This window comes from Streptomyces kanasensis, from assembly GCF_043077165.1.
GTDB lineage: Bacteria > Actinomycetota > Actinomycetes > Streptomycetales > Streptomycetaceae > Streptomyces > Streptomyces changanensis.
On record NZ_JBIBSF010000005.1, the window covers coordinates 25,300 to 50,184 of the forward strand.

Annotated in this window: 25 protein-coding genes; 14 read left to right on the forward strand and 11 right to left on the reverse strand. The window is 74.7% G+C overall.

What is annotated here, in order from left to right:
* Positions 1 to 431 precede the first annotated feature (431 nt).
* The 4 genes from ACF053_RS14195 to mshD all read right to left on the reverse strand — a co-directional run bounded on the left by ACF053_RS14195 (position 432) and on the right by mshD (position 5,360).
* Positions 432 to 830 (reverse strand): NUDIX hydrolase, encoded by a 399-nt coding sequence (locus tag ACF053_RS14195; protein ID WP_391954133.1) that lies wholly within the window; start codon positions 828 to 830, stop codon positions 432 to 434.
* Positions 827 to 1,762, reverse strand: coding sequence for a CHAD domain-containing protein (locus tag ACF053_RS14200; RefSeq protein ID WP_391954134.1), 936 nt, complete (start codon positions 1,760 to 1,762; stop codon positions 827 to 829). The genes ACF053_RS14195 and ACF053_RS14200 overlap by 4 nt, the downstream gene beginning before the upstream one ends.
* A complete protein-coding gene (locus ACF053_RS14205) occupies positions 1,749 to 3,998 on the reverse strand; it encodes an RNA degradosome polyphosphate kinase (protein WP_391954135.1) in 2,250 nt (749 codons plus the stop codon). The genes ACF053_RS14200 and ACF053_RS14205 overlap by 14 nt, the downstream gene beginning before the upstream one ends.
* A gap of 342 nt (positions 3,999 to 4,340) precedes the next feature.
* Entirely contained in the window at positions 4,341 to 5,360 is a 1,020-nt protein-coding gene (gene mshD / locus ACF053_RS14210; protein WP_391954136.1) for a mycothiol synthase, read from the reverse strand.
* Positions 5,361 to 5,543: 183 nt separating this feature from the next.
* On the opposite strand from mshD, the gene ACF053_RS14215 reads away from it, so the two are divergent.
* The gene (locus tag ACF053_RS14215; RefSeq protein ID WP_391954137.1) at positions 5,544 to 7,397 is read left to right on the forward strand and encodes a bifunctional metallophosphatase/5'-nucleotidase; all 1,854 of its coding nucleotides are present in this window, start codon (positions 5,544 to 5,546) and stop codon (positions 7,395 to 7,397) included.
* Positions 7,398 to 7,576: 179 nt separating this feature from the next.
* A complete protein-coding gene (locus tag ACF053_RS14220; RefSeq protein WP_391954138.1) occupies positions 7,577 to 8,530 on the forward strand; it encodes a phosphatidylinositol-specific phospholipase C in 954 nt (317 codons plus the stop codon).
* On the opposite strand, the gene ACF053_RS14225 is transcribed toward ACF053_RS14220, so the two are convergent.
* The 5 genes from ACF053_RS14225 to ACF053_RS14245 all read right to left on the reverse strand — a co-directional run bounded on the left by ACF053_RS14225 (position 8,510) and on the right by ACF053_RS14245 (position 14,095).
* The gene (locus ACF053_RS14225) at positions 8,510 to 9,964 is read right to left on the reverse strand and encodes a sensor histidine kinase (RefSeq protein WP_391954139.1); all 1,455 of its coding nucleotides are present in this window, start codon (positions 9,962 to 9,964) and stop codon (positions 8,510 to 8,512) included. The two genes, ACF053_RS14220 and ACF053_RS14225, sit on opposite strands and share 21 nt — an antisense overlap.
* On the reverse strand, positions 9,961 to 10,686 hold the full coding sequence (locus ACF053_RS14230; protein WP_391954140.1) for a response regulator transcription factor: 726 nt from the start codon (positions 10,684 to 10,686) through the stop codon (positions 9,961 to 9,963). Before ACF053_RS14230 ends, ACF053_RS14225 begins: the two co-directional genes overlap by 4 nt.
* A 20-nt stretch (positions 10,687 to 10,706) precedes the next feature.
* Positions 10,707 to 11,861: a S1C family serine protease gene (locus tag ACF053_RS14235; RefSeq protein WP_391954141.1), complete on the reverse strand. Its 1,155-nt coding sequence runs from the start codon at positions 11,859 to 11,861 to the stop codon at positions 10,707 to 10,709.
* A 374-nt stretch (positions 11,862 to 12,235) separates the two neighbouring features.
* Positions 12,236 to 13,264 carry a LacI family DNA-binding transcriptional regulator gene (locus ACF053_RS14240; protein ID WP_058943017.1) on the reverse strand — a complete coding sequence of 343 codons (1,029 nt, stop codon included), beginning with the start codon at positions 13,262 to 13,264 and terminating at the stop codon, positions 12,236 to 12,238.
* Between the two features lie 24 nt (positions 13,265 to 13,288).
* The gene (locus ACF053_RS14245) at positions 13,289 to 14,095 is read right to left on the reverse strand and encodes a winged helix-turn-helix transcriptional regulator (protein WP_391954142.1); all 807 of its coding nucleotides are present in this window, start codon (positions 14,093 to 14,095) and stop codon (positions 13,289 to 13,291) included.
* Between the two features lie 285 nt (positions 14,096 to 14,380).
* Between ACF053_RS14245 and ACF053_RS14250 the strand changes: the two genes are divergently transcribed.
* The 8 genes from ACF053_RS14250 (at position 14,381) to ACF053_RS14285 (ending at position 20,573) form a co-directional block, all read left to right on the forward strand.
* Positions 14,381 to 15,361: an alpha/beta hydrolase gene (locus tag ACF053_RS14250; RefSeq protein WP_391954143.1), complete on the forward strand. Its 981-nt coding sequence runs from the start codon at positions 14,381 to 14,383 to the stop codon at positions 15,359 to 15,361.
* Positions 15,362 to 15,377: 16 nt separating this feature from the next.
* Entirely contained in the window at positions 15,378 to 15,632 is a 255-nt protein-coding gene (locus ACF053_RS14255; protein WP_391954144.1) for a MoaD/ThiS family protein, read from the forward strand.
* 10 nt (positions 15,633 to 15,642) lie between these two features.
* Positions 15,643 to 17,208 carry a hypothetical protein gene (locus ACF053_RS14260; protein ID WP_391954145.1) on the forward strand — a complete coding sequence of 522 codons (1,566 nt, stop codon included), beginning with the start codon at positions 15,643 to 15,645 and terminating at the stop codon, positions 17,206 to 17,208.
* Between the two features lie 494 nt (positions 17,209 to 17,702).
* The gene (locus tag ACF053_RS14265; protein ID WP_391954146.1) at positions 17,703 to 18,392 is read left to right on the forward strand and encodes an LmeA family phospholipid-binding protein; all 690 of its coding nucleotides are present in this window, start codon (positions 17,703 to 17,705) and stop codon (positions 18,390 to 18,392) included.
* Between the two features lie 277 nt (positions 18,393 to 18,669).
* Positions 18,670 to 18,753: a putative leader peptide gene (locus tag ACF053_RS14270; protein ID WP_368857873.1), complete on the forward strand. Its 84-nt coding sequence runs from the start codon at positions 18,670 to 18,672 to the stop codon at positions 18,751 to 18,753.
* A 152-nt stretch (positions 18,754 to 18,905) separates the two neighbouring features.
* On the forward strand, positions 18,906 to 19,751 hold the full coding sequence (locus tag ACF053_RS14275) for a sulfurtransferase (protein WP_391954147.1): 846 nt from the start codon (positions 18,906 to 18,908) through the stop codon (positions 19,749 to 19,751).
* 37 nt (positions 19,752 to 19,788) lie between these two features.
* Positions 19,789 to 20,076: a DUF1416 domain-containing protein gene (locus ACF053_RS14280; RefSeq protein WP_058943012.1), complete on the forward strand. Its 288-nt coding sequence runs from the start codon at positions 19,789 to 19,791 to the stop codon at positions 20,074 to 20,076.
* Between the two features lie 95 nt (positions 20,077 to 20,171).
* Positions 20,172 to 20,573: a DUF3099 domain-containing protein gene (locus tag ACF053_RS14285; RefSeq protein ID WP_391954148.1), complete on the forward strand. Its 402-nt coding sequence runs from the start codon at positions 20,172 to 20,174 to the stop codon at positions 20,571 to 20,573.
* Between the two features lie 28 nt (positions 20,574 to 20,601).
* Here the strand turns inward: ACF053_RS14285 and ACF053_RS14290 are convergent, their stop codons facing one another.
* The gene (locus ACF053_RS14290) at positions 20,602 to 20,964 is read right to left on the reverse strand and encodes a DsrE family protein (RefSeq protein WP_391954149.1); all 363 of its coding nucleotides are present in this window, start codon (positions 20,962 to 20,964) and stop codon (positions 20,602 to 20,604) included.
* 297 nt (positions 20,965 to 21,261) lie between these two features.
* Here ACF053_RS14290 and ACF053_RS14295 point away from each other — a divergent pair, with 297 nt between their 5' ends.
* The 3 genes from ACF053_RS14295 to ygfZ are packed head-to-tail and all read left to right on the forward strand — an operon-like array spanning position 21,262 to position 23,409.
* A complete protein-coding gene (locus tag ACF053_RS14295) occupies positions 21,262 to 21,834 on the forward strand; it encodes an FABP family protein (protein WP_391954150.1) in 573 nt (190 codons plus the stop codon).
* Between the two features lie 38 nt (positions 21,835 to 21,872).
* Positions 21,873 to 22,418 carry a Fur family transcriptional regulator gene (locus tag ACF053_RS14300; protein ID WP_391954151.1) on the forward strand — a complete coding sequence of 182 codons (546 nt, stop codon included), beginning with the start codon at positions 21,873 to 21,875 and terminating at the stop codon, positions 22,416 to 22,418.
* A gap of 10 nt (positions 22,419 to 22,428) precedes the next feature.
* On the forward strand, positions 22,429 to 23,409 hold the full coding sequence (gene ygfZ, locus ACF053_RS14305) for a CAF17-like 4Fe-4S cluster assembly/insertion protein YgfZ (protein WP_391954152.1): 981 nt from the start codon (positions 22,429 to 22,431) through the stop codon (positions 23,407 to 23,409).
* Positions 23,410 to 23,564: 155 nt separating this feature from the next.
* On the opposite strand, the gene dtd is transcribed toward ygfZ, so the two are convergent.
* Positions 23,565 to 23,990, reverse strand: a complete 426-nt coding sequence (gene dtd, locus ACF053_RS14310; RefSeq protein WP_391954153.1) for a D-aminoacyl-tRNA deacylase — start codon at positions 23,988 to 23,990, stop codon at positions 23,565 to 23,567.
* A gap of 115 nt (positions 23,991 to 24,105) precedes the next feature.
* On the opposite strand from dtd, the gene ACF053_RS14315 reads away from it, so the two are divergent.
* Positions 24,106 to 24,768, forward strand: a complete 663-nt coding sequence (locus ACF053_RS14315; protein ID WP_391954154.1) for an RsiG family protein — start codon at positions 24,106 to 24,108, stop codon at positions 24,766 to 24,768.
* Positions 24,769 to 24,885 lie beyond the last annotated feature (117 nt).

Consider the following 24,885-nt stretch of genomic DNA (forward strand, 5'->3'; position numbering starts at 1 on the left):
GGCCGGAGGCCGCGTGATGGGTCCATGGCCGGTTGTACGACGGCGTGTGTCGGAGTGGGGTGGTGATGGCGTCTGCTGGTCACCGTGTACGGCCGAAATTAGGCAGATCAGGTGAAGCGGTCGACGGGGGGGAGTGAACGGGAGGTGAACCATGCCGGAAGTGGCGGTGCAGTGCATACCGGGCGCCCCCGCCGCGCTCCGCGCGCCCCCAGCGAACCTCGCACGCCCCTGTCCTGCGGTCGACGGCCCCGGGCGGCCCCGGGTGGCCCCGGGTGGCACGGGCGCCCTCCGGTCACAGGGCCCCGGGGAGGCCCCGGCCCAGGCCCGCGCCGCGGCTGCCGGGCACGCCCCCGACACCGGGCGCACAGCCCCGGCCCCACGGTGGCCGGCGGTGATGCGGCCTACGGCCCCCTGGGGGCGCTCCGGCCCGCTCACACCGCAGCGAGGAACACCGCGACCAGCGGCCGGTCCGTCGCGTGGCTGAGGTGGGCGGTCACCTGCGGGGCGGGCACCCACCGCAGGGCGTCGACCTCCCGGCTCGGCGTGAATTCGCCGCCCGTCGCCTCGGCCGCCCAGTACGTGACCTCCTTGGGGCGGCCCTTGACCCGGTAGCGGACCGTCGCCAGGAACGGGCCGGGCCGGCACGACTGGCCGGTCTCCTCCGCCACCTCGCGGACCGCCGCCGCGAGGAGCTCCTCACCCGGTTCGAGCTTCCCCTTCGGAAAGGACCAGTCGTCGTACTTGGGCCGGTGCACCAGGCAGAGCTCCGGCACCCCGCCCGGCCCCGGCCGCCACAGCAGGCAGCCGGCCGCCCGGACGGTGCCGCTCACGGGGCCGTCACCGCCGTACGGCGCCAGGCGCGGTGGAAGGCGAGCCGCGCCGCGTCCACCTCGTGGCGCTGGTCGGCGTGGAGGACGCCCAGCGTGTACGCGGTGGCCGGGGCGATCCGGGGGGTGCGGGCGGCGGTGGCGGCGGCGGCCGCGGCCTCGGCGGCGTCCCGGTGCCGGTCCAGTGCGGTCGCCGCCTCGTACAGCTCCGGCGCGGGGACGGAGCACACCTCCCGCGCGTACCGGTGGAGGCGCAGCAGCAGCCGCACCTGGTGCCAGGGCGCGTCCTGGTGCTCCCCGCCGACGGCCGGGGCCATGGGCAGCACGCCGACCGCGTCCAGCAGGCGGCGCTCCACGGTCTCGGCGGGGACCGGGAGGACCTCCGGGGCGGGCGCGGTGGCGGCCGGCCCGAGGGGGACCTCCGACGCCAGCAGGGCCACCGCGTCCGCCACGGCGTGGAAGCGGGACGAGCCGAGGGCCTCCAGGGCGGCGGAGTGGGCGCGGGTCCGGGCGAGGGTCAGCTGCCGTTCCAGCAGGGCGCCGGCCCGGGCGGCGCCCACCTGCATCGCCCCGCCCCCCGACGGCCCCCGCGGGGGCGGCACGGTCCCGCCGGTGAGACGGGACAGGGCGTCCACGAGGCGGACCAGGCGCGAGGTGCAGGCGTGCTCCTGGGCGAGCGTCCCGGAGAGCCAGGCCAGCTCGGCGCGCAGCCCGTCCGCCCACGCCCCGTCGAGGAGGGGGCGGAAGGTGTGCAGGGTCGCGCCGATGCGGCGGGCGGCGGCCCGCAGGGACCGGGTGGCCTCCTCCGCGCCCGAGCTGTCCGAGCCGTTGCTCTCGGTGTGCAGCCGCAGCGCGCGCAGGAAGTCGTTCGCGCGGGCGTGCAGGTACGGCGCCAGGACCTCGCCCGCGGGCGGGGTGTGGTCAGGTTTGTGCACGTCGGCGCCTCCGGGCGTCTATGAGCATCTCCTGGACGTGCCGCAGGGGCTGGCCGTCCGCGTCCGTCGAGTGCCGGGTCCATTCGCCGTCGGGGCCGAGGTGCCACGAGGCGGTGGTGTCGGCCATGCCCGTCTCCAGCAGGCGGTGGATCGCCGCGCGGTGGGCGGGGTCGGAGAGCCGTACCAGCGCCTCTATGCGGCGGTCGAGGTTGCGGTGCATCATGTCGGCGCTGCCGAGCCACACCTCCGGTTCGCCGCCGTTGCCGAAGGCGAAGACCCGGGAGTGCTCCAGGAAGCGGCCGAGGACCGAGCGGACCCGTATGTTCTCGGACAGGCCGGTGACGCCGGGGCGCAGGGCGCAGATGCCGCGGACCCAGATGTCGACGGGCACGCCCGCCTGCGAGGCGCGGTAGCAGGCGTCGACGACGGCCTCGTCGACCATGGAGTTGACCTTGATGCGGACGTACGCGGGACGCCCCGCCCGGTGGTGGGCGATCTCCTTCTCTATCCGCGAGACGAGGCCGTCGCGCAGCGACTTCGGGGCGACGAGCAGTCGGCGGTAGGTCTCGCGCCGGGAGTAGCCGGAGAGGCGGTTGAACAGGTCGGACAGGTCGGCGCCGACCTGCGGGTCGGCGGTGAGCAGCCCCAGGTCCTCGTAGAGGCGGGCGGTCTTCGGGTGGTAGTTGCCCGTGCCGACGTGGGAGTACCGGCGCAGCAGCTCGCCCTCCTGGCGGACGACGAGCGACAGCTTGCAGTGGGTCTTCAGGCCGACCAGGCCGTAGACCACGTGGCAGCCGGACTCCTCCAGCTTGCGCGCCCACTTGATGTTGGCCTGCTCGTCGAAGCGGGCCTTGATCTCGACGAGGACGAGGACCTGCTTGCCCGCCTCGGCGGCGTCGATCAGCGCGTCCACTATCGGCGAGTCGCCGGAGGTGCGGTACAGGGTCTGCTTGATCGCCAGGACGTCCGGGTCGGCCGCCGCCTGCTCCAGGAACGCCTGCACGGAGGTGGAGAAGCTGTCGTACGGGTGGTGCAGGAGCACGTCCCGCTCGCGCAGCGCCGCGAAGATGTCCGGCGCGGACGCCGACTCGACCTCGGCGAGGTCGCGGTGGGTGCCGGCGACGAACTTCGGGTACTTCAGCTCCGGCCGGTCCTGGCCCGCTATCCCGAACAGGCCGGTCAGGTCCAGCGGGCCGGGCAGGGGGTACACCTCGGCGTCGGAGACCTTCAGTTCGCGCACGAGCAGGTCGAGGACGTACGGGTCGATGGACTCCTCGACCTCCAGCCGCACGGGCGGGCCGAAGCGGCGCCGCATGAGCTCCTTCTCCAGGGCCTGCAGGAGGTTCTCGGTGTCGTCCTCCTCGACCTCCAGGTCCTCGTTCCTGGTGACGCGGAACATGTGGTGCGCCAGCACCTCCATGCCGGGGAACAGCTCCTCCAGGTGCGCGGCGATGACGTCCTCCAGCGGCACGTACCGCTGCGGTGACGCCTCCAGGAACCGCGTCAGCAGGGGCGGGACCTTCACGCGCGCGAAGTGGCGGTGGCCGCTGACGGGGTTGCGGACGACGACGGCGAGGTTGAGCGAGAGCCCCGAGATGTAGGGGAAGGGGTGCGCGGGGTCCACGGCGAGCGGCGTCAGCACGGGGAAGATCTGCTGCCGGAAGAGCGTGAAGAGGCGGGCCTGCTCCTTCTCCGTCAGGTCGGGCCAGCGGATGAGGTGGATGTTCTCGTCGGCCAGGGCGGGGGCGACGTCCTGCTGGAAGCAGGCGGCGTGGCGGGCCATGAGCTCGCGCGAGCGGGTCCAGATCAGGTCGAGGACCTCGCGGGGCTGGAGGCCGGACGCCGAGCGCGTGGCGACCCCGGTGGCGATGCGGCGCTTCAGGCCGGCGACCCGGACCATGAAGAACTCGTCCAGGTTGGACGCGAAGATCGCGAGGAAGTTGGCCCGCTCCAGGAGGGGGGTGGTCGGGTCCTCGGCCAGTTCCAGGACGCGTTCGTTGAACGCCAGCCAGCTGCGCTCGCGGTCGAGGAAGCGGCCCTCCGGCAGCTCCGAGGGGGCGCCGTCGACGTCGTACGCGTCGAGGTCGGCGTCCAGGTCGGGGGAGAGTTCGGCGGCGGCCGGCGCCGGGGCGACGGCGTGGGGCCGGTGCGCGGCTATGGATCCGACGGACGGCTGGGCGTGCGGGGGCGACGGCTGTACCTGCTGGACCGGGACCTCGGCGGGCTGCTGGCTCATGTCACCATTCTTCCGCGCCAGGGGCTGGTCAGGCGCGTCGGAACGGCCCTGGCAGGCGGACACGGCGGGCTTCATTGGCCGAGGGTCGCAAGCGTGTCTGAATGATCGGTAACGAGGACGTGACGTTTCCGGGTGTGCCGGGGGCGGGAACCGGGCGGGGATCCGGGGTGCGGGCCGGGCGCGGCGGGGTGCGGGCGGTGGCCGTCGCCGCGGGAGGGTGGGTGGCGGCAGGGGGCGTGCCGGGGCGCCGGGGGTGTGCAGGGGGGCGCGATGGCGTGTACTCGCCACGGGCCCGGGGCGGGGCGCCGCCGTGGTGGCGGCACCCCGGGAGGGGAGGGGCCGTCACGTCTCCGTGCGGTACATGAGGTCCACCTCGTGCGTCGTGAAACCCATGCCCTCGTAGACGCGCAGGGCCGCCGGGTTGTCGGCGTCGACGTACAGCATCGCCGTCGGCAGGCCCTCGGCGGCGAGGTGGCGCAGGCCGATCCCGGTGAGGGCCTTGCCCAGGCCGCCGCCCTGGGCGTCGGGGGAGATGCCGAGCACGTACACCTCGCCGAGCCGCTCGTCGGCGTGGACCTTCGTCCAGTGGAAGCCGACCAGGGCGCCGTCGGACGCGCGCTCGGCGAGGAAGAAGCCCTTGGGGTCGAACCACGGCTCGCCCTTGCGGTCGTCCAGGTCCCGCTGGGTCAGGGCGCCCTGCTCGGGGTGGTGGGCGAAGGCGGCGGCGTTGAGGGCGAGCCAGGCGGCGTCGTCCTGGCCGGGGACGTAGGTGCGGACGGTGACGCCGGGGGGCAGGGCCGGCTCGGGGACGTCCAGCGGGGCCAGGGGGCGGCGCAGCTGCCGCAGCTCGCGGAAGAGGGTGAGCCCGAGCACCTGGGCGAGGTGGCGGGCGGCGGGCTTGCCGCCGTGCGCCCAGACCCGCAGCCGCTTGCCGGACTCGGCGAGCAGGGCGGAGCCGAGCGCCCGCCCGTGGCCCCGGCCGCGCTGCGCGGGGTCGACGACCAGCTCGGCCGCCGGGGCCTCGACGGGGTCGGTGTCCTCCAGCTGGGCGTAGCCGGCGAGCCGGTCGGCGACGAAGAGGAGCAGGTGGCGCACGCCTTCCCGGCGGCCGTCCGCCTGCTGCCCGTCGCCGTCGGTCCGCTGTCCGCCGCCGCGGGTCCGCTCCCCGCCCGCGGCGGCGCCGGTGCGCGTGAACGCCTTCAGTTGGAGCCGGCCCTGTTCGGAGACGGCCTGGACGCCGTCGGTGCGGGCGGCGTCGGCGAGCAGGTCGAGGACGTCCTGGGCCTGCTCCGGGGTGAGCTCGTCGAAGGTCTCGATGCGGCGTCCCGACTCGGGGGCCGTTGCGCGAACGTCAGTCGTCATGCGTACGAGCCTACGGCGGCGGTGCGCCGCCCGACGGGTGAAGGCAATCAGGTCGTAACCGTTCCCCCCTGTTGCGCTACGCGCGTTGACCTTAGGCTGCGCTCGGCAGACCAGTGGCCATGACCTCACCCTCCTCTGACGGCGTGTGAAGTCATGTGGTGTCAAAAGGGGAAAAACGGACTGATGTCGACTACACGGCACAAGAAGCGGACGGGACGGCGGATACTCGCCACCGCGGCCGGACTCGCCACCGCGGGCGCGCTCGTGGCGGCCCTGCCGGCCGGCGCCGCCGACGAGCAGGACGCCGGCGCGTCCGGCTGGCAGCGCGGCGACAAGGTCTCCGGTCGGACCGTGGAGAAGGTCTCCGGTCGGACCGTCGACGTGCAGCTGCTCTCCTTCAACGACCTGCACGGCAACCTCGAACCGCCGTCCGGCTCCTCCGGCGAGGTCAGCCACGTCCACGCCGACGGCACCACCGAGAAGATCAAGGCCGGTGGCGTCGAGTACCTCGCGACGCACCTGCGCACCGCCCGCAAGGGCCACCCCTTCTCGATCACCGCGGCCGCCGGCGACATGATCGGCGCCTCCCCACTGGTCTCCGGCCTCTTCCACGACGAGCCGACCGTCGAGGCGCTCAACAAGCTCAAGCTCGACGTCTCCTCCGTGGGCAACCACGAGTTCGACGAGGGCGCCGCCGAGCTCGCGCGCATCCAGAAGGGCGGCTGCCACCCCACCGACGGCTGCGCCGAGGGCACGACGTACGAGGGCGCCGACTTCCCCTACCTCGCGGCGAACGTGACGGACGAGAAGACGGGCAAGCCGATCCTCGACCCGTACTTCGTCTGGGAGCGCGCGGGCGTCCGCATCGGCTTCGTCGGCGTGACCCTGGAGGGCACCCCGAACATCGTCAACGCCGAGGGCATCAAGGGCCTGAAGTTCGGCGACGAGGTCGAGACGATCAACAAGTACACGAAGATCCTGGAGGCCAAGGGCGTCAAGTCCGTCGTCGCCCTGATCCACGAGGGCGGCGCCCCGGCCTCGACCGCCTACAACTACGACTGCGACAGCCCCGGTCCCGGCGACGGCGTCTCCGGGCCGATCGTCGACATCGCGAAGCGGCTCAGCCCGCAGGTCGACGCGGTGGTGACCGGCCACACCCACCAGGCGTACGCGTGCACCATCGCCGACCCGGCGGGCCAGCCGCGCACGGTCACCTCGGCGGCGTCCTTCGGCAAGCTGTACACGGACACGACGCTCACCTACGACCGCGCCACCAAGGACATCGTCCGCACGGCCGTGGCGTCCGCGAACCACGTCGTCACCCGTGACGTCGCCCCGGCCTCGGACATGACGCGGCTGATCGAGCGGTGGAAGGGGCTGGCCGCGCCGATCGCCGACCGCCCGGTCGGCCACATCGCCGCCGACATCAACGGCCGCGGCTCGACCGCGTACGAGAAGCCGCTCGGCGACGTGATCGCCGACGCGCAGCTGGAGGGCCTGGCGCCGGCCGACAAGGGCGGCGCGCAGATCGCGTTCATGAACCCCGGCGGCATCCGCGCCGACCTCGTCCACGCGAAGTCCGGCGCCGAGACCACCGACGGCGTCGTCACGTACGGCGAGGCGTACACCGTCCAGCCGTTCACCAACATGATGACCAGCGTCGACCTGACCGGCGCGCAGATCGTCACCGCGCTCCAGCAGCAGGTCAGCGGCTCCAACGAGGCGTCGCCGAAGATCCTCCAGGTGTCGCGCGGCTTCACGTACACCCTGGACATGACCAAGACGGGCGCCGCCCGCGTGGACGTCTCCTCCGTGCGGCTGAACGGCGCGCCGCTCGACCCGGCCAAGACGTACCGCGTCGCGATGAACGAGTTCCTCTCCGGTGGCGGGGACGGCTTCCCGGTGCTGGCGCAGGGCAAGAACAAGCTGGTGGGCGCGTCCGACCTGGACGTCTTCATCGCCTACCTGACCGCGCACTCGTCGGCGGGCTCCCCGCTGGCGCCGCCCGCGGCCGACCGGATCACGGTCGTCAAGTAAGGCGAGGCACCCGGGGCGGGGCGGGCGGACCACAGCGGTCCGCCCGCCCCGCCCCTTCTTCGTGTCGGCGCGGGGCCCGGCGATCCGGTGCGCGCGCTTCCCGTGTCCGGTGCGCGCGCCCCGCGTCCGGGGCCGTCCGCCGTCTGGTCACCTTGATGTGTACGCGTCATACTCCGCGCATGTCCCTGGACCGACGCGGCTTCCTCACGGCCGCCACCGCCACCGGCGCCGCCCTCGCCCTCGGCGCCCCGCCGGCCGCCCGCGCCCACACCGGCGCCCCCACCCGCACCCCGCCCGCCACCACGAACCGCGGACCGACCGGCACCACGAGCCGGCCCAGGTCCCGGACCCGCGCGGCGTCCGGCCTCCAGGACTGGATGGGCGCCCACGCCGACGACACGCCGCTGCGCGCCCTCACCATCCCCGGCACCCACAACTCCGCGGCGTCCGCCGGCGGGCCCTGGGTGGCCTGCCAGGACACCACCGTCGCCCGGCAACTGGACGGCGGCATCCGGTACCTCGACGTCCGCTGCCGCGTCACCGGCGACTCCTTCGCCATCCACCACGGCGCGTACTACCAGGGCCTCATGTTCGGCGACGTCCTCGCCGCCTGCCGCGGCTTCCTCGCCGCCCACCCCTCCGAGACCGTCCTCATGCGCGTCAAGCAGGAGTACTCCGAGGAGGGCGACGCCGTCTTCCGCCAGGTCTTCGACCGCTACCTCGACGCGAAGGGCTGGCGCCCGCTCTTCCGCATCGGCGACGGCCTCCCACCGCTCGGCGAGGCCCGCGGCCGGGTCGTCCTCCTCGCCGACAACGGCGGCCTGCCCGGCGTCCGCTGGGGCGACGGCGCCCTCTTCGACGTCCAGGACGACTACATGGCGGAGCCCACCGCCAAGTACCCGAAGATCGAGGCGCACTTCCGCAAGGCCGCCCAGCAGCCCGGCAGGCTCCACGTCAACCACGTCTCCACCGCCGCGCTGCTCCCGCCCCGCTGGAACGCCGACCGGCTCAACCCGCGCGTCCACACCCTCCTGGACGGCGCCGGGGCCGGCTGGCGCGGGCTCGGGATCGTCCCGATGGACTTCCCCCACACCCGCGGCGGCCTCGTCGAGTCACTGCTGCGGCACAACTGACCCCGTGTCGGCCGGCGGTGGCGTCGGCGCGCCCGGCAGGCGGATCTCCGCGCGCGTACCGCCGCCCTCCGCGGGGCTCAGGGCGACCTCGCCGCCCGCCTGGCGGACCGTGCGGGCCACGATCGACAGGCCCAGCCCCGAGCCGGGCAGGGAGCGGGCCGACGGGGAGCGCCAGAACCGCTCGAAGACGTGCGGCAGCTCCCCCGCGGGGATGCCCGGCCCGTGGTCGCGCACCGTCAGCACCCCGTCCACGAGCCGCACCTCCACCTCACCGCCCGGCGGGGAGAACTTCACCGCGTTGTCCAGTACGTTGACCAGTGCCCGCTCCAGCGCGGCCGGCTCCGCCCGCACGTACCAGGGCCGTACGTCCGGGGTGAACACCAGCTCCGGGCCGCGCAGCCGCGCCCGCCCCAGCGCCGTCCCCAGCACCTCGTGCAGGGCGACCACCTCCAGGCGGCCCGCCGCCGCCGCGTCCGGGCGGGCCAGCTCCTGCAGGTCCCCGATGAGCGCCGCCAGCTCCGTCATCTGCGCCTTCACCGACGCCATCAGCGCCCGCCGGTCGTCCACCGGGATCGCCCGGCCCGTCTCCTCGCTCCGCGCCAGCAGCTCGACGTTGGTCCGCAGCGACGTCAGCGGGGTCCGCAGCTCGTGCCCGGCGTCCGCGATCAGCTGCGCCTGCCGGTCGCGGGAGGAGGCGAGCGCGGCCGTCATGGCGTTGAACGACCGCGACAGCCGGGCGATCTCGTCCTCGCCCTCGACCGGGATCCGCACCGTCAGGTCCTCGGTCCGCGCCACGTGCTCGACCGCGTCCGTCAGCCGGTCCACGGGCTTCAGCCCGGCCCGCGCCACCCACAGCCCCGCCGCCCCCGCGCCCACGACACCGATCCCGGCGAGCGCGGTGAGCAGCAGCGCCAGGCGCCCGAGCGCCGCGTCGACCTCCGTCAGCGGACGGGCCAGGGAGACGGCGACCGTGACGCGCTGCCCGGACCCCGGCACGGTCACGACCTCCCGCACCGTGTGCACCCGCACGGTCTGCCCGCCGTCCGTGCGCGAGGTGTGCAGCGCCTCCGGCGCGTCGCCCCGCGCGACGGCGAGGTCCTCCGCCCCCACCGCGACGGGCAGCGAGTACCGCGCCACGCACCGCTCCCCGTCCGCCCCCACGAGCTGGGTGTACGCGAACCCGGGCCGGTCCTGTGCGGACGGCTCGGCCGACACCCCGACCCGGCAGGCGACGAGCGCCTCGGCCAGCTGTTCCTTCGGCGCCCGGGTGTTCTCCAGCGACCGGTCCAGCTCCTGCAGGAGCTGCCCCCGCGTCAGCAGCCACGCCGCCACCGACACCGCCGCCACGGCCACGGCGACCGCCAGCGCGGTCAGCAGGGCGAGCCGCGAGCGGAGCGGCAGCGCCCGGAAGCGCCGCACGGGACCACTCGTCACTCCTGACCCCCCTCGCGCAGCACGTACCCCACCCCGCGCACGGTGTGGACGAGCCGGGGCTCGCCGCCGGCCTCGGTCTTGCGCCGCAGGTACATGACGTACACGTCCAGGGAGTTGGACGTCGGCTCGAAGTCGAAGCCCCAGACGGACTTGAGGATCTGCTCGCGGGTGAGGACCTGGCGCGGGTGGGCGAGGAACATCTCCAGCAGCGTGAACTCCGTCCGGGTCAGCTCCACCGGGCGCGGCCCGCGGGCCACCTCCCGGGTGGTGAGGTCCATCCGCAGGTCGCCGAAGGACAGCACGTCCTCGTGCCCCCCGCCCGCCCCGCCGCCGGTGGCGTACGAGGAGCGGCGCAGCAGGGCGCGGATGCGGGCGAACAGCTCGTCCAGCTCGAACGGCTTGACCAGGTAGTCGTCGGCGCCCGCGTCGAGCCCGGTGACGCGGTCGCCGACGGCGTCCCGCGCGGTGAGCATCAGGATCGGCACGGTCGAACCGGACGCCCGGATGCGGCGGGCGGCGGTCAGCCCGTCCATGCGGGGCATCTGCACGTCGAGGACGACGAGGTCCGGCGCGTACGCCCCGATCCGCTCCAGGGCGTCCACGCCGTCGACGGCGACCTCCGTGCCGTACCCCTCGAAGGCGAGGCTGCGGCGCAGCGCTTCGCGGACGGCGGGCTCGTCGTCGACGACGAGGATGCGGTCGGGCTCGGCGGTGGTGTTCATGGGCTCAGCGTCGCACGGGGTCAGCCGCCCCCGCGGAGGGCGTCCAGGTCGGCCTTGACGGTGTCGACGGGGATGGCGAACCCGAGGCCGACGCTGCCCGCGGCACCCGTGCCCGCGCCGCCGGTGGCACTGGGCGCGTACATGGCGGAGTTGATGCCGATGACCTCGCGGCGCATGTTGATCAGGGCGCCGCCGGAGTTGCCGGGGTTGAGGGAGGCGTCGGTCTGGATCGCCTTGTACGTGGTCTTCGACGCGCCGGTGTCGCCGTTGAACCGCTGCCCGCCGAACTCGAACGGCCATCCCTGACCGGACTCGTACCGCTGCCCGCCCCGTCCGCCGGCGTCGGCGCCGTCTTCGTCCTTGGCGACGGTCACGTCGCGGTCGAGGGCGGAGACGATGCCGCTGGTGACGGTGCCGGTGAGGCCCTCGGGGGAGCCGATGGCGACGACCTGCTCGCCGACCCGGACCGAGCCGGAGTCGCCGAGGACGGCGGGCTTGAGGCCCTTGGCGCCGCGCAGCTTCAGCAGCGCGAGGTCCTTGTCCGGATCGGTGCCGAGGACGTCGGCGGTGTGGGTGCGGCCGTCGCTGAGCCGGACGGTGACCTCGGAGGCGCCGGAGACGACGTGGTTGTTGGTGACGACCTCCCCGTCGGCCGTGACGATCACGCCGGAGCCGGTGGACGAGCCGGCCGTGCCGGCCGCCCGGACCTCCACGATGCTCGGGGAAACGGCCCGCGCGACCCCCGCGACGGTGCCGGCGTCCGACTGCGAGACGGTCGTGCCGGCCACGGCGGTGGAGCCGCCGCCGGCCGCGTCGCCGCCCACGAGGTCCTGGGCGAGCGCCCCCGCCCCGCCGCCGACGGCGGCCGCCACGATCGCCACGGCGGCGATCAGCCCCACCGGCCGCCGCGCGCGCCGCCGACGCGGCGCGGGGCCGGGCGCGAGGGTCGTGGGGGGTGCGGGCGGCGGTGCGGTGCCGTCGGCGGGCGGCTGTCCACCAGCCGGCTGTCCACCACCCGGCCACACGGTGACCCCGGGCCCGGCGACGACCGGCCGGGCCGGCTCGTACGGGGGCTGCGGGGGCGGTGGGGGGACCCGGTCGTGGAAACCGGCGTACTGCTGCGGTCCGTCGTCGCCCTGGAGGTGGCCGTCGCTGCGGCGGTCGTGGTCCGTCATGGGTACGACTGTGGCGCCGGTGGATGAGAGCTTCCTGAGGACGCCGTGAGAGTCCCGGAAGAAGTCGCGACGACCCTCGACGACGGGTGCCGGGGCGGCGCCTGGCGGGGGTGTCGGCCGGGGGCGTCGGCGGGCGGGCCGTGTCGGTCGTCGGCGGGCAGCCGGGGCGGTGCGGCCTCGGCGGCCGTGAACGGGGCCGCGGCCGGCGGCAGGGCCGTGGCCGGTGGGCGGGCGCCCGGCCGTGGCGGGCAGGGCCGTGGCCGGACGGGCGGGGCCGCGCCCGGGCTGTGGCCGACCTGCCTGCCTGGGCACGTACGGCTGACGGGTCCGCGTCCGCGGCGGGCGTCGTCGCCGGTGCCGCCGGGGGCGGACGGTCAGGCGTCGTCGCAGCCGCAGCTGCGGCGGACCACCAGCGCGGAGGGGAACTGCTTCACGCGCTCGCGCCGCGACCCGGCGACCCTCAGCCCGTCGTCCAGGACCAGGTCCACCGCGGCACGGGCCATGGCCGGCCGGTCGGAGGAGATCGTGGTCAGGGGCGGGTCGGTGAGGGCGGCTTCCTTGACGTCGTCGAAGCCCGCCACCGCCAGGTCGCGCGGCACGTCGAGCCGCAGCTCGCGCGCGGCGCGCAGGACGCCGATCGCCTGGTCGTCCGTGGAGCAGAAGATCGCCGGGGGCCGGTCGGGACCCGACAGGATCTTCAGGGCGACCTGGTAGGCGTCGTAGCGGTTGTACGGGGCCTGGAAGAGGCGGCCCTCGACCGAGCGGCCGGCCTCCAGCATGGCGCGGCGCCAGCCCTCCTCGTGGTCGGCCACCGGGTCGCCGACGGCGGGCGTGGACTCGACGCCGCCGAGGCAGGCGACGTACGCGTGGCCGTGCTCCAGCAGGTGGCGGGTGGCGAGCTGCGCGCCGCCGATGTCGTCCGTGACCACGGCGACGTCGTCGAGGGCCTCGGGCCGCTCGTGCAGCAGCACCACGCGCGCGTCCCACGCCTCGATCTCCTGGGCGGCCCGCTCGCTCATGCCCTGGCTGACGAGGATGAGCCCGGCCACCCGCATGCCGAGGAAGGCGCGCAGGTAGTGGATCTCCCGCTCGTCGCGGTAGTCGGAGTTGCCGACGAGGACCATCTTCCCGCGGTCCGCGGCGGCCCGCTCGACCGCGTGCGCCATCTCCGCGAAGAACGGCTGCCGGGCGTCGGGGACGATCATGCCTATGAGGTCCGTGCGCCGCGAGGCCATGGCCTGCGCGACGCGGTCGGGCCGGTAGCCCAGCTCCTTGATGGCGGCGAGGACACGCTCGCGCGTGGCCGGGGCGACCGGCCGGGGTCCGTTGTTGATGACGTAGCTCACGACCGCGGTGGAAGTACCCGCCAGTCGCGCCACGTCGTCCCGCGTCACCTTGGCCACGCGCGGCAGTCTACGCGGGGTGACCTACCTCCGGGCAGGTCGGACGGCTGCTTCCGCCGCCGGCTCCGTGTCCGCCATCCGGATGACCTCCGGCGCCGCCCGTTCGGCGTCGTCCCCGCCGCGCGTGGCGGCCCTCGCCTCCTCCGCCGCGCGCTCCACCTTCTCGGGCGCGACGAAGCGGTAGCCGACGTTGCGGACGGTGCCGATCAGCGACTCGTGCTCGGGGCCCAGTTTGGCGCGCAGCCGCCGGACGTGGACGTCGACCGTCCGCGTACCGCCGAAGTAGTCGTACCCCCAGACCTCCTGGAGGAGCTGGGCGCGGGTGAAGACCCGGCCCGGGTGCTGCGCGAGGTACTTGAGCAGCTCGAACTCCTTGAAGGTCAGGTCCAGGACCCGGCCCTTCAGCTTCGCGCTGTACGTCGCCTCGTCGACCGACAGGTCGCCGTTGCGGATCTCCATGGGGGAGTCGTCCGCCGTGATCTGCTGGCGGCCCGTCGCCAGCCGCAGCCTCGCCTCGACCTCCGCGGGCCCCGCGGTGTCGAGCAGGACGTCGTCGACGCCCCAGTCGGCGGTGACGGCGGCGAGGCCGCCCTCGGTCACCACCAGCAGCAGCGGGCAGCCGGGGCCGGTGGAGCGCAGGAGCTGGCACAGCGACCGCACCTGCGGCAGGTCGCGGCGGCCGTCGACGAGGATGACGTCGGCTCCGGGGGTGTCCACGAGGGCGGGGCCCTCGGCGGGCGCCACCCGCACGTTGTGCAGCAGCAGCCCGAGTGCCGGAAGCACCTCGGTCGACGGCTGCAGGGCGTTCGTCAGGAGCAGCAGTGAACTCATCGCGTCCCACCCTCAAGCTCTCGGCTGCGCTCCGGCAGGGGGGATCCCCATGGCCGGGTCGTCGTCCTGCTCGTCGTCGTCCGGTCGTGCACGATCAGCTCGCCCATAACGTCGGTTCCTCCTCGGTCCGTGCGAGGACGTTTGCGGCACTGCTTCGTACGGCTTCGTACGCCGGCTCCCGCGCCCCTGAGAGCCTTTGTTCACCCGGCCGTAACACCGGCGGGAAAACACAAAAGGATCCGGGGGCTGCTTCGCCCGGATCCTCTGCCAGCCAGAATAGCCCACATGAGCTCCGCGACAGAGGGCGCGTTCCACAGTGTGGATGTCTCCTCGCTCACTCGCCGCCCTCTGGGTGAAACCTTGCGTATGTCTTTGCGGACTCCTGACGGAGTGCGCCTGGAGGCCCGGCACGACCCCTGCGCGGCCGGGCGGACGGACACCGCGGTGGTCGTCGCGCACGGTTTCACCGGCTCCGTGGACCGGCCCGCGGTGCGCCGCGCCGCCGTCGCGCTGGCCCGGCACGCGGGGGTCGTGACCTTCTCCTTCCGCGGCCACGGCCGCTCCGGCGGGCGCTCCACGGTCGGCGACCGCGAGGTGCTCGACGTGGCGGCGGCCGTGGAGTGGGCGCGGGAGGCCGGGTACGCGCGCGTGGCGACGGTCGGCTTCTCCCTGGGCGGCTCCGTGGTGCTCCGGCACGCCGCCCTGTACGGATCGGAGCACGGGGGGCGCACGGAGGCGCGCACCGACGCCGTCGCCGCCGTCAGCGCCCCCGCGCGCTGGTACTACCGCGGGACCGCCCCCATGCGGCGGGTGCACTGGCTGATCACCCACCCGGCCGGGCGGCTGGTCGGCCGGTACGGGCTGCGCACCCGCATCCACGACCGCGACTGGGACCCGGTGCCGCTCCCGCCCGTCGGGGCGGTGCCGCTGATCGCGCCGACGCCGCTGCTGGTCGTGCACGGGGACCGTGACCCGTACTTCCCCGTCGACCACCCGCTCGCGCTGGCCGCTGCGGCGGGCGGCGCGGCCGAGCTGTGGCTGGAGCCGGGCATGGGACACGCCGAGAACGCGGCGGGCGACGCGCTGCTGGACCGGATCGGCCGGTGGCTGACGTCATCGGCGGCGCGGCCAGGGGTGTCGGCGGGGTCCGGAGCGTCCGGAGCGGCGGTGGGGCCCGGCGATTCGGCGGGACCTGCGGCGGCGGGGCCCGGGGAACCGGCGGGGCCTGCGGGCGGGCCTCCGGCGTGGCCCATCATGGAAGCCTGACGAAAGGAGCCCTCCTATGGCAGCGGGAACCATCCGCTACTGGGCCGCGGCCAAGTCCGCCGCCGGGACCGCCGAGGAACCGTACGCCGCGGAGACCCTCGCGGAGGCACTGGACGCCGCCCGGGAACGCCACCCGGGGGAGCTGGTCCGGGTACTGCAGCGGTGCTCGTTCCTGGTGGACGGCGATCCCGTGGGCATGAGGGGCCATGAGACGGTACGGCTGGCCGAGGGCGGCACGGTCGAGGTGCTCCCGCCGTTCGCAGGAGGGTGAACCGCACAGCATGAGCAGCGATCCGCAGTACCCGCACGATCCGTACGCCGACCCGGAGGTCGCGCAGACCTGGCAGGGCCAGACCTGGGACACCCACTACCAGCCGGCGGTCCAGCCCGACGACTCCCGGTCGCCGCAGCCGCAGCAGCCCCACCGGCAGGCGCCCCGGCACCGGGCACCCCAGCAGCACCAGGCCCGGCCGCAGCAGCCGTACCAGCAGCACCAGCAGCACCAGGACGCGGCCCCGTACCAGCAGCAGGCCCAGCAGCCGCAGGCCCAGCAGGCGCAGCAGCACCAGCCGGCGCCCGGGTACCAGCAGCCGCAGCAGCAGCAGGCCGCCGACGCGACGGCGTACCTGCCGCGGCAGGGCTCCGGCGCCCACCCCCTGCCGCCGGAGGCACCGGCGGCGACGGGGGCCGCCGGGTACGACGCGCCGACGGCCTACCTCCCGCCGGTCGCCGACGGCCCCGAGCCGTACGGCCGGGCGCAGGCGCGGCCGGGACAGCAGGGCCAGGCGCAGTCGCAGGGGCAGCGGTACGGGCAGGAGCGGTACGGGCACGCGCCGGCGGAGGCGTACACCCCCGAGCCCCCGCCCGCCGGCGCCCCCGGCGCGCACGACCCGTACGTCGCGCACGACCCGTACGCCGGGCACGACCCGTACGGGCGGCCGGAGGGGCCGGCGGCCCCCGAGCCCGCCGCCCCGGAGCCCGCGCCCGGCCCGACCCCGGCCCCCGCGTCCGCCACCCCGGCGGGCGGCGCAGCCGCCGCCCCGGCCGACGGCCCCGGGTACGGCTCCCCCACGACCATGGGCAACGCCCGTGTCACCGACGCCCAGCGCGCCCGCGCGGAGGGCCGGTCGCCGATCATCGACCCGGGCATCCAGCCCGCCGGGCTGACGGCGCTGCTCGGCCTGCTCCTCGCCGGCGGCGCCGCGCTCGGCCCGTACGCCGCGCTGGTCCCGCTGGTGCTGCTCCAGGCGGTCACCGCCGCGGGCTGGTTCCGGCTCAACGGCATGTGGCCCGCACGGCAGGGCATCGCGCTCGCCTTCCTCGGCGGTCTCGTCGCGGACGCCGCGCTGCTCACGACGGGCCGCGAGCACGGCCCCGCCGCGATCCTCGGCACCCTCGCCGTCTGGGTCCTCCTGGTCCTCGTCCTCCAGCTGCGCAGCCACGCGGCCCCCGAGGAGCGCATGTACGGGCTGATGGCGACGGTCGTGTCGTCGGCGCTGGCCGTGGTGTGCGCGGGCTTCCTCGCCGCCGAGCCGGACGCGGTCGTCGTGGGCGCCCTCGCGGCCGCCGCCGCGACGGTGGCCCGTGCCCTGCCGCTGCCCGGCCCCGTCTCCCTCGCCGTCGCCCTGCTGGCGGGCGCGGGCGCCGGTCTCGCCGCGGGCGCCGCGACCGGCGCGGGACCCCAGGCCGCCGTGCTGGGCCTCGCCGCCGGGGCGTGCGCGGTGATCGGACTGCGGGTGGCGGCGTACGACTACCCGTCGCGGTTCGTGCACATGACGGCGGGCGTCGCCCTGCCGCTCGCGCTGGCCGCCCCGGCCGTCTACCTGCTGGGCCGCACGCTGGTGTGACCCGCGCGCCGGGTGCGGCCGCCCGCACCCGGCGCCACCCGGCCCGGCCTCGCCCCGGCCCCGGTCGAGCCTGTCCGGCCCCCGCCCGGCCCGGCCTCGCCCCGGCCCCGGTCGAGCCTGTCCGGCCCCCGCCCGGCCCGGCCTCGCCCCGGCCCCCGCCCGACCCGCGCCCGCCCGTCCCGCCCCCCACCCGGCCCGCGCTTGCCCGGCTTCGTCCGACGCCCCGCCCGGCCCGCGTCCGCACGGCCTCGTCCGATCCCTCGCCCGGCCCGTGCCCGACCCACCCCCGTCCCGTCCCGCCCCGCCCGGCCCGCGTCCGTCCGGCCCCGGCGCCACGGCGTGGCCCCGCCCGGTGTGGCCTGGCCCGATCCCGGGAAGCCGCGCCTGTGGCGTGCACGACGTCGACACGCCCCAGGGAACCAATGGGTAACCCCGTACGTCGATCTTCACGTCGTCGGGGGCCGGGCACCAAGAGGCGGGGGAGACACCGAGCCATGCGAGCACTGCGAAAACTCCTGATCATCGCCGTCGTCCTCGGCGGGCTCCTCGTCGTGGGCGACCGGCTGGCGGCCGGCGTGGCCGAGAGGGAGGCCGCGGGGAGGATTCAGGCCAATCAGGGCCTCTCGGCGGAGCCGGACGTCTCGATCGGCGGCTTCCCCTTCCTGACGCAGCTCCTCGCGAAGGAGTTCGACCGGGTCGACGTCGCCCTGACCGGCCTGGAGGTGACCGCCGGTGACCGCCGGGTGCGGGTCGGCGAGCTCCAGGCAGAGCTGCATGACGTCCGCCTGGAGGGCGACTACTCCCGGGCCGTCGCCGCCACGGCCACCGGCACCGCCCGCATCTCGTACGACGAGCTGCGCAAGACCTCCGACAGCGACGTCACGCTGGCCTACGGCGGCGACGGCAAGATCAAGGTCACCGGCAGCGTCGAGTTCCTGGGGCAGACGGTGACCCGCAGCGTGCTATCCACCGTCAGCGTCGTGGACGGCGACACCCTCCGGGTGCGGGCGGACGAGGTGCCCGGCGAGGGCCTCCCCGGCATCGAGGAACTCGTCCGTCAGCGTACGGACTTCGACCGCCCGGTCAGCGGTTTCCCGGCCGGTCTCGCGATAGAGAAGGTCGAGGCGGCGCCGGACGGGCTCGCCGTCACCGTCGGCGGCCGGGACGTCGTCCTGACGGGCTGACCGCCCCGGCGCCGCCCGGCTGCGGCGGGGCGGCGCGGGGCGTGGAAGGGCGCGGCGGGGCACGGTGGGGCGGGGCGGCCCGGGAGGGCCGAACGGCCCCCGTTCCCACATGGCGAGACGGCTGCGTCCGCACCGTAGACCGACGGCGGGAACGGCCCCGCCGCGACGTGCCGGGACGCCGACCCCAAGCCCCTGCCGTCCCGGAATGCGGATGATCCCGTCTCACCATGCGACACGCCGGTGACACGAACGCCGGTCCGTCCCTACGATCGGTGCCATGACGAAGCGACAGGCGGACCTCACGAAGCGGCGGGCAGTAGACCTGTGCCGCGTCGCCGCCATGCTCTGTCGCACCGTCTGAGCGGGGCCCGCAGACCCCGCAAGTTTCGGCCCTTCCCGCTCGGGGGGCCTTCCCCGTGCCGCGGCCGCCCCGCACCCTCGTACGCGTAGAGCGCTCGGCGCGACCTTCCGCACCCGCATCCCGCCGCAGACTGCCCCGGAGGAGAACTCAGCATGAGCCGCAGCGACGTCCTGGTAGACGCCGACTGGGTCGAGGCCCACATCGACGACCCGAAGGTGGTCCTCGTCGAGGTCGACGAGGACACGTCGGCCTACGACAAGAACCACATCAAGAACGCCGTCCGCATCGACTGGAAGCGGGACCTCCAGGACCCGGTGCGCCGCGACTTCGTCGACCAGGAGGGCTTCGAGAAGCTCCTCTCCGCGAAGGGCATCGCCAACGACGACACCGTCGTCCTCTACGGCGGCAACAACAACTGGTTCGCCTCGTACGCCTACTGGTACTTCAAGCTCTACGGCCACGAGAGCGTCAAGCTCCTCGACGGCGGCCGCAAGAAGTGGGAGCTCGACTCCCGCGACCTGGTCGACGGCTCCGAGGTCCCGAACCGCCCGGCCACCGAGTACAAGGCCAAGGCCCAGGACACCTCCATCCGCGCCTTCCGCGACGACGTGGTGGCCGCGATCGGCAGCCTCAACCTGGTCGACGTGCGCTCCCCCGACGAGTTCAGCGGCAAGCTGCTCGCCCCGGCGCACCTCCCGCAGGAGCAGTCGCAGCGCCCCGGCCACGTGCCGAGCGCCCGCAACATCCCGTGGTCCAAGAACGCCAACGACGACGGCACCTTCAAGTCCGACGAGGAGCTCCGCGCGCTGTACGCCGAGGAGCAGGTCGACCTGGCGAAGGACACCATCGCGTACTGCCGCATCGGCGAGCGCTCGGCCCTGACCTGGTTCGTGCTGCACGAGCTGCTCGACCAGGGGAACGTCAAGAACTACGACGGCTCCTGGACCGAGTACGGCTCCCTCGTCGGCGTGCCGATCGAGCTCGGCCCCGCCAAGTAACCCCCGCCCGACCTGCGACGCGAAGGACAGAAACGACATGTGTGGAGCACAGGCCGGCGGCCCCGACGCCTCTGCGATCAAGCCCGGTGAGACCACCATCCAGGGCCAGGTGACCCGCGACGGCGAGCCCGTGACCGGCTACGTCCGGCTGCTGGACTCGACCGGCGAGTTCACCGCCGAGGTCCCCACCTCCGCGACCGGCCAGTTCCGGTTCTACGCGGCGGAGGGCACCTGGACCGTCCGCGCCCTCGTGCCGGGCGCCACGGCGGACCGCAAGGTCGCCGTCCGGACCGGTGGCCTCGCCGAGGTCGCCATCGCCGTCTGACGCACGGCACGACGAACGGCCGCAGGGCCGCACCTCCTGGGGGTTGGACGCTTTCCGGGACTTGAGGTGCGGCCCTGCGGTCTTACCCTGGAAGGGTGTACGCACGCCGCCGGCGCACCTACTTCGCGCTGATGGGCACGTGCCTGGCCCTTTTCGTCAGCGCCTGGTCCTTCGTGCGCCTCTGGTCCACCGAGGCCGCCGTCGGGATGGCCTTCGCGGCCATGGTCCTGCCGCCGCTCGCGGCCATCGCGGCGAACCGCCGGGGCCCCGACGACCGCTGGTGGGACGAACCGCCCCCGAACCTCCCGCCCCCCGCCGACCGCTCGCCCGCGGACCCCGCCGACCGGACGGGCGCCGATCGGACGCCCGCCGACCGGACGGGCGCCGGCCTCGTGGACTCCGGCCGGTGGGACCCCGACCGGGTGGGCCCGGGCGGCGACCCGGAGTCCGACGCCTGGTGGGCGGAGCTGGACGGCAGGAGCCGGCCCGGACCGTAGCCGGGTCGGCCGCGCCCGCCCGTCCGCCTCAGTAGACGAGGGCCTGGACCCCGTCCTCCATGATCTCGCTGAGGAACACCTGCGCGCCCGCGATGCGCACGCCTTCGATCAGGTCCCCCTCCGTGATCTCCCTGCGCGCCGCGCACTGCGTGCACAGGGTGATCCGGCCGGCCGCCTGGACCGACGCGATCAGGTCGGGCAGCGGCGCGGCGTGCGGCAGCTCGAACTCCGCCGCCCGGCCGGGCAGCGCGAACCACGAGGACTCACCGGTCAGCCACAGCGACACCTCGACCCCGCTGGCCGCGGCGACCGCCGCCACGGTGAACGCCTGCGAACACCGCTCGGGCGCGTCGGCCCCGGCGGTCACCTTGATCACGAGCTTCTTCGCCATGGTCCGAACTGTAGTGGGCCCGGTCCCGCCGGGCCGGGTGGCCGCCCGGGCCGGGGCGGCGGCGCGGGGGACTCACCTCACACGGAGGGCGGCGGGTCCACCCATTAGGCTGGGACCCGGCCCCCATACCGCCCACCGCCACCGAGGAGCACCCCGTGCTTGAGGCTTTCTTCTCCGCCCTGCTGGTCCTGGTCTGCGTCGGCGTCCTCGCCTTCGCCGGGCTGACCGTGAAGAAGCTGTACCAGGGCCAGCGCTGACCACCCGCACCCGCACAGATCGCCAGAGCAGCCAGACACCATGATCCAGATCCCGTCCGACCTGCACCCGGACCTCGTCCCCCTCGCGTTCCTCCTCGGCACGTGGGAGGGCGCGGGCGTCTCCGACTTCCCCGGTTCCGAGAAGTGCAACTTCGGCCAGTCGGTGACCTTCTCCCACGACGGCCGTGACTTCATCGAGTACGTCTCCCACTCCTGGGTCCTGGACGCCGAGGGCAACAAGGTCCGCCCGCTGGAGAGCGAGAGCGGCTACTGGCGGATCGACGCGCACCGCAAGGTCGAGGTCGTCATGGTCCGCGACCAGGGCATCGTCGAGGTGTGGTACGGCGAGCTCGCCGACAAGAAGCCGCAGATCGACATCGCGACCGACGCCGTCGCCCGCACCGCGGCCTCGGGCCCGTACAGCGGCGGCAAGCGGCTGTACGGCTACGTCAAGAGCGACCTCATGTGGGTCGGCGAGAAGGCCACCCCCGAGGTGCCGCTGCGCCCCTACATGTCGGCGCACCTGAAGAAGGTCGTCACGCCCGAGGAGGTCGAGGCCATGGCGAAGAGCCTGGGCGACCTGCCGGACGACGGCATCGCGTTCTTCAAGTAGGCCCGGGAACGCCGGTCGGTGCTCCTACACTGGAGCGCGTGGTGAGCACCGACTGGAAGAGCGACCTCCGGCAGCGCGGCTACCGGCTGACGCCGCAGCGCCAGCTCGTCCTGGAGGCGGTGGACGTGCTGGGCCACGCCACGCCCGACGACATCCTCACGCAGGTCCGCAAGACCGCGGCCGGGATCAACGTCTCCACCGTCTACCGGACCCTGGAGCTCCTGGAGGAGCTGGGCCTCGTCAGCCACGCCCACCTCGGCCCCGGCGCCCCCACCTACCACCTCGCCGACCGCCACCACCACCTCCACCTCGTCTGCCGGGACTGCGACGACGTCATCGAGGCCGACGTGTCGGTGGCCGCCGAGTTCACCCGCAAGCTCCTCGACACCTTCGGCTTCGACACCGACATGAAGCACTTCGCGATCTACGGGCGCTGCGGTGCCTGTACGGAGGAGGCGCGGCGGAAGTCCGGGGCGAAGGGGGCCGCGACGCGGGGGGCGGACGCGCAGGGGGCTCAGGTGGAGCGGGCGCGGGGGGAGGCGCCTGGGAAGGCGGCGGCGGAGGAGCCGAACAGCGGGTCGTAGGCTGGACGCCATGCAGCGACGTACACCGACCAGCCCCCTGCTCTCCCTGCCCGGCGCCGTCCCCGCCGAGGGGCGGGACGAAGGTGTCGCCGCGCACTACGGCGATCCGTTCCGCGAACAGCGCGCCCTCGTCGCCGGCCGCGGGTTCGTCGACCTCTCCCACCGGGGCGTCATCACCGTCAGCGGCGACGACCGGCTGAGCTGGTTGCACCTGCTCCTCACCCAGCACGTCAGCGAACTGCCGCCCGGCCGCGCCGCCGACGCGCTGATCCTCTCCGCGAACGGCCACATCGAACACGCGCTGTACCTCGTCGACGACGGCACGACGGTCTGGGCGCACGTCGAGCCCGGCACGCGCGAGGCGCTCCTCGCCTATCTGGAGTCGATGCGGTTCTTCTACCGCGTCGAGGTCGCCGACCGCACCGACGCGTACGCGGTGGTGCACCTGCCCGCCGGGTCGATCGCCCCGGTGCCCGACGGCGTCGTCGTGCGGGAGACCCCGCACGGCCGTGAGCTGTTCCTGCCCCGCGGCGAGCTGGAGGCGTACGCCGGGGAGCACGGGCCGCCGGCCGGGACGCTCGCCCACGAGGCGCTGCGCGTCGAGGCGCACCGCCCGCGCCTCGGCCACGAGACGGACCACCGCACCATCCCGCACGAGATCGGCCTCATCGGGTCGGCCGTCCACCTCCAGAAGGGCTGCTACCGCGGGCAGGAGACCGTCGCGCGCGTCCACAACCTGGGGAAGCCGCCGCGGCGCCTGGTCTTCCTGCACCTGGACGGCAGCGAGGTGCACCTCCCGGCGCACGGCACGCCCGTCCGACTTGCCGCGGACGGTCCCGAGGGCCGGCAGCTGGGCTTCGTCACGACGGCGGTCCGCCACTACGAGCTGGGTCCGATCGCCCTGGCCCTGGTCAAGCGCAACGTGCCCGTGGACGCGCCGCTCATCGTGGGCACCACGGCCGCCGCCCAGGAGCCGGTCGTCGAGCCGTAGGCCGGTGCCGGTGCCGGGCCGGTGTCGGTGGGCGGTGGCGGTGGCGGTGACCTTCTCGGGGTCGGCGGCCTCGGCTACCCGCGGAAGTGGCCCCGCTGTCGCCGCCGACCCCTGCGGGGGGACCCACCAGGGCCCCGCCACTCGTCGGGGGCGGCTCAGACGTCGACGATTAGCGTGAACGGGCCGTGGTTCGTGAGCGAGACCCGCATCTGCGCACCGAACCGGCCCGTCGCCACGGTCGCCCCCAGCTCCCGCAGCCGTGCCACCACCTCGTCCACCAGGGGCTCGGCCACCTCCCCGGGAGCCGCCGCGTTCCAGGTGGGGCGGCGGCCCTTGCGGGCGTCCCCGTAGAGGGTGAACTGCGAAATCACCAACAAGGGTGCATTCACGTCGGAGCAGGACTTCTCGCCGTCCAACATGCGGACGCTCCACAGTTTGCGCGCCAGCTGCGCCGCCTTCTCCGGGGTGTCGTCGTGCGTGACGCCGACGAGGACGCACAGCCCCTCACCGGTCACCTCGCCCACCGTCTCGCCCGCGACCTCGACCCTCGCCCCGTCGACCCTCTGTACCACTGCTCGCATGCGCCCCAACTTACCGAGGGCCGAACGGGTGCAGAGCACCTGCACTTCCCATGCGGGAGTGGCACCATGCCTGTCAGGCGGTGCGGCTGACGCACCGGTCGAGGGGACGGAACACATGAGCACACCTGGCGCCGGGCAGACACCCGGCCCCGCACGGACCACCTGTGCCGGTTCGGGCTTCGACCGGTCCCGCCCGCCGATACAGCGCACCCCCGCCGAACCGCCCACCGCCGGTACGACCCGGGCCGTCGGCGCCCTCGCCGCCCTCGACGCCGTCCCGCACCCCGAGTACGCCCACGCGCTCGACCTGCGGGCGCTGCGGCTGGAGGAAGTGCGCGCGCTGCGCCGTGACTCGCACACCGACGAGGCCGACCTCAGTTACGTGCGGCGGCTGTTGCAGGGGCGCGTCGACATCCTCCGCGCCGAGCTGGCGAGCCGGGCCGTGCCGGAGGTGCCGGTGGTGCACCGGCTGCCGGAGATCCTCGCCGACGCGCCGTCACGGCGTCGGCCCAACTCCGCGCGGCACCTCACGCTGTCCACGCCGCGCGGCGAGGAGTACCGGCTGCTGGCCGCGGAGATGCTCGCCGAGGTCGAGCTGTCGGACCTGGACGCCCGTACCGACGAGGAGCTGCGCGAGGCCATGGCGCGGCTCGCGCGGTACGAGCAGGAGATTTCGCGGCGCCGGCACGAACTGCAGCGCACCGCCGACGAGTGCAGCGCCGAGATCGCCCGCCGCTACCGCGACGGCGAGGCCCAGGTCGACGATCTGCTGTCCTGAGCCGGGGATCTGGGGGGCGGGGACGGGCCGGAGTGTTTGGTGACCGGTTCTCGGTTCGTCGGTCGGGGTCCGGGTGCCCGCGGCACGTCGCTCTCGGCCGGGGTGGCCTGTCGGGGG

Bases quoted from the DNA above. Each gene is read 5' to 3' on its own strand.
- ACF053_RS14205 (WP_391954135.1), bottom strand. From the start codon at position 3,998: ATGAGCCAGCAGCCCGCCGAGGTCCCGGTCCAGCAGGTACAGCCGTCG.
- mshD (WP_391954136.1), bottom strand. From the start codon at position 5,360: ATGACGACTGACGTTCGCGCAACGGCCCCCGAGTCGGGACGCCGCATC.
- ACF053_RS14215 (WP_391954137.1), top strand. From the start codon at position 5,544: ATGTCGACTACACGGCACAAGAAGCGGACGGGACGGCGGATACTCGCC.
- ACF053_RS14220 (WP_391954138.1), top strand. From the start codon at position 7,577: ATGTCCCTGGACCGACGCGGCTTCCTCACGGCCGCCACCGCCACCGGC.
- ACF053_RS14230 (WP_391954140.1), bottom strand. From the start codon at position 10,686: ATGAACACCACCGCCGAGCCCGACCGCATCCTCGTCGTCGACGACGAG.
- ACF053_RS14235 (WP_391954141.1), bottom strand. From the start codon at position 11,861: ATGACGGACCACGACCGCCGCAGCGACGGCCACCTCCAGGGCGACGAC.
- ACF053_RS14245 (WP_391954142.1), bottom strand. From the start codon at position 14,095: ATGAGTTCACTGCTGCTCCTGACGAACGCCCTGCAGCCGTCGACCGAG.
- ACF053_RS14250 (WP_391954143.1), top strand. From the start codon at position 14,381: ATGAGCTCCGCGACAGAGGGCGCGTTCCACAGTGTGGATGTCTCCTCG.
- ACF053_RS14255 (WP_391954144.1), top strand. From the start codon at position 15,378: ATGGCAGCGGGAACCATCCGCTACTGGGCCGCGGCCAAGTCCGCCGCC.
- ACF053_RS14260 (WP_391954145.1), top strand. From the start codon at position 15,643: ATGAGCAGCGATCCGCAGTACCCGCACGATCCGTACGCCGACCCGGAG.
- ACF053_RS14265 (WP_391954146.1), top strand. From the start codon at position 17,703: ATGCGAGCACTGCGAAAACTCCTGATCATCGCCGTCGTCCTCGGCGGG.
- ACF053_RS14270 (WP_368857873.1), top strand. From the start codon at position 18,670: ATGACGAAGCGACAGGCGGACCTCACGAAGCGGCGGGCAGTAGACCTG.
- ACF053_RS14275 (WP_391954147.1), top strand. From the start codon at position 18,906: ATGAGCCGCAGCGACGTCCTGGTAGACGCCGACTGGGTCGAGGCCCAC.
- ACF053_RS14280 (WP_058943012.1), top strand. From the start codon at position 19,789: ATGTGTGGAGCACAGGCCGGCGGCCCCGACGCCTCTGCGATCAAGCCC.
- ACF053_RS14290 (WP_391954149.1), bottom strand. From the start codon at position 20,964: ATGGCGAAGAAGCTCGTGATCAAGGTGACCGCCGGGGCCGACGCGCCC.
- ACF053_RS14295 (WP_391954150.1), top strand. From the start codon at position 21,262: ATGATCCAGATCCCGTCCGACCTGCACCCGGACCTCGTCCCCCTCGCG.
- ygfZ (WP_391954152.1), top strand. From the start codon at position 22,429: ATGCAGCGACGTACACCGACCAGCCCCCTGCTCTCCCTGCCCGGCGCC.
- dtd (WP_391954153.1), bottom strand. From the start codon at position 23,990: ATGCGAGCAGTGGTACAGAGGGTCGACGGGGCGAGGGTCGAGGTCGCG.
- ACF053_RS14315 (WP_391954154.1), top strand. From the start codon at position 24,106: ATGAGCACACCTGGCGCCGGGCAGACACCCGGCCCCGCACGGACCACC.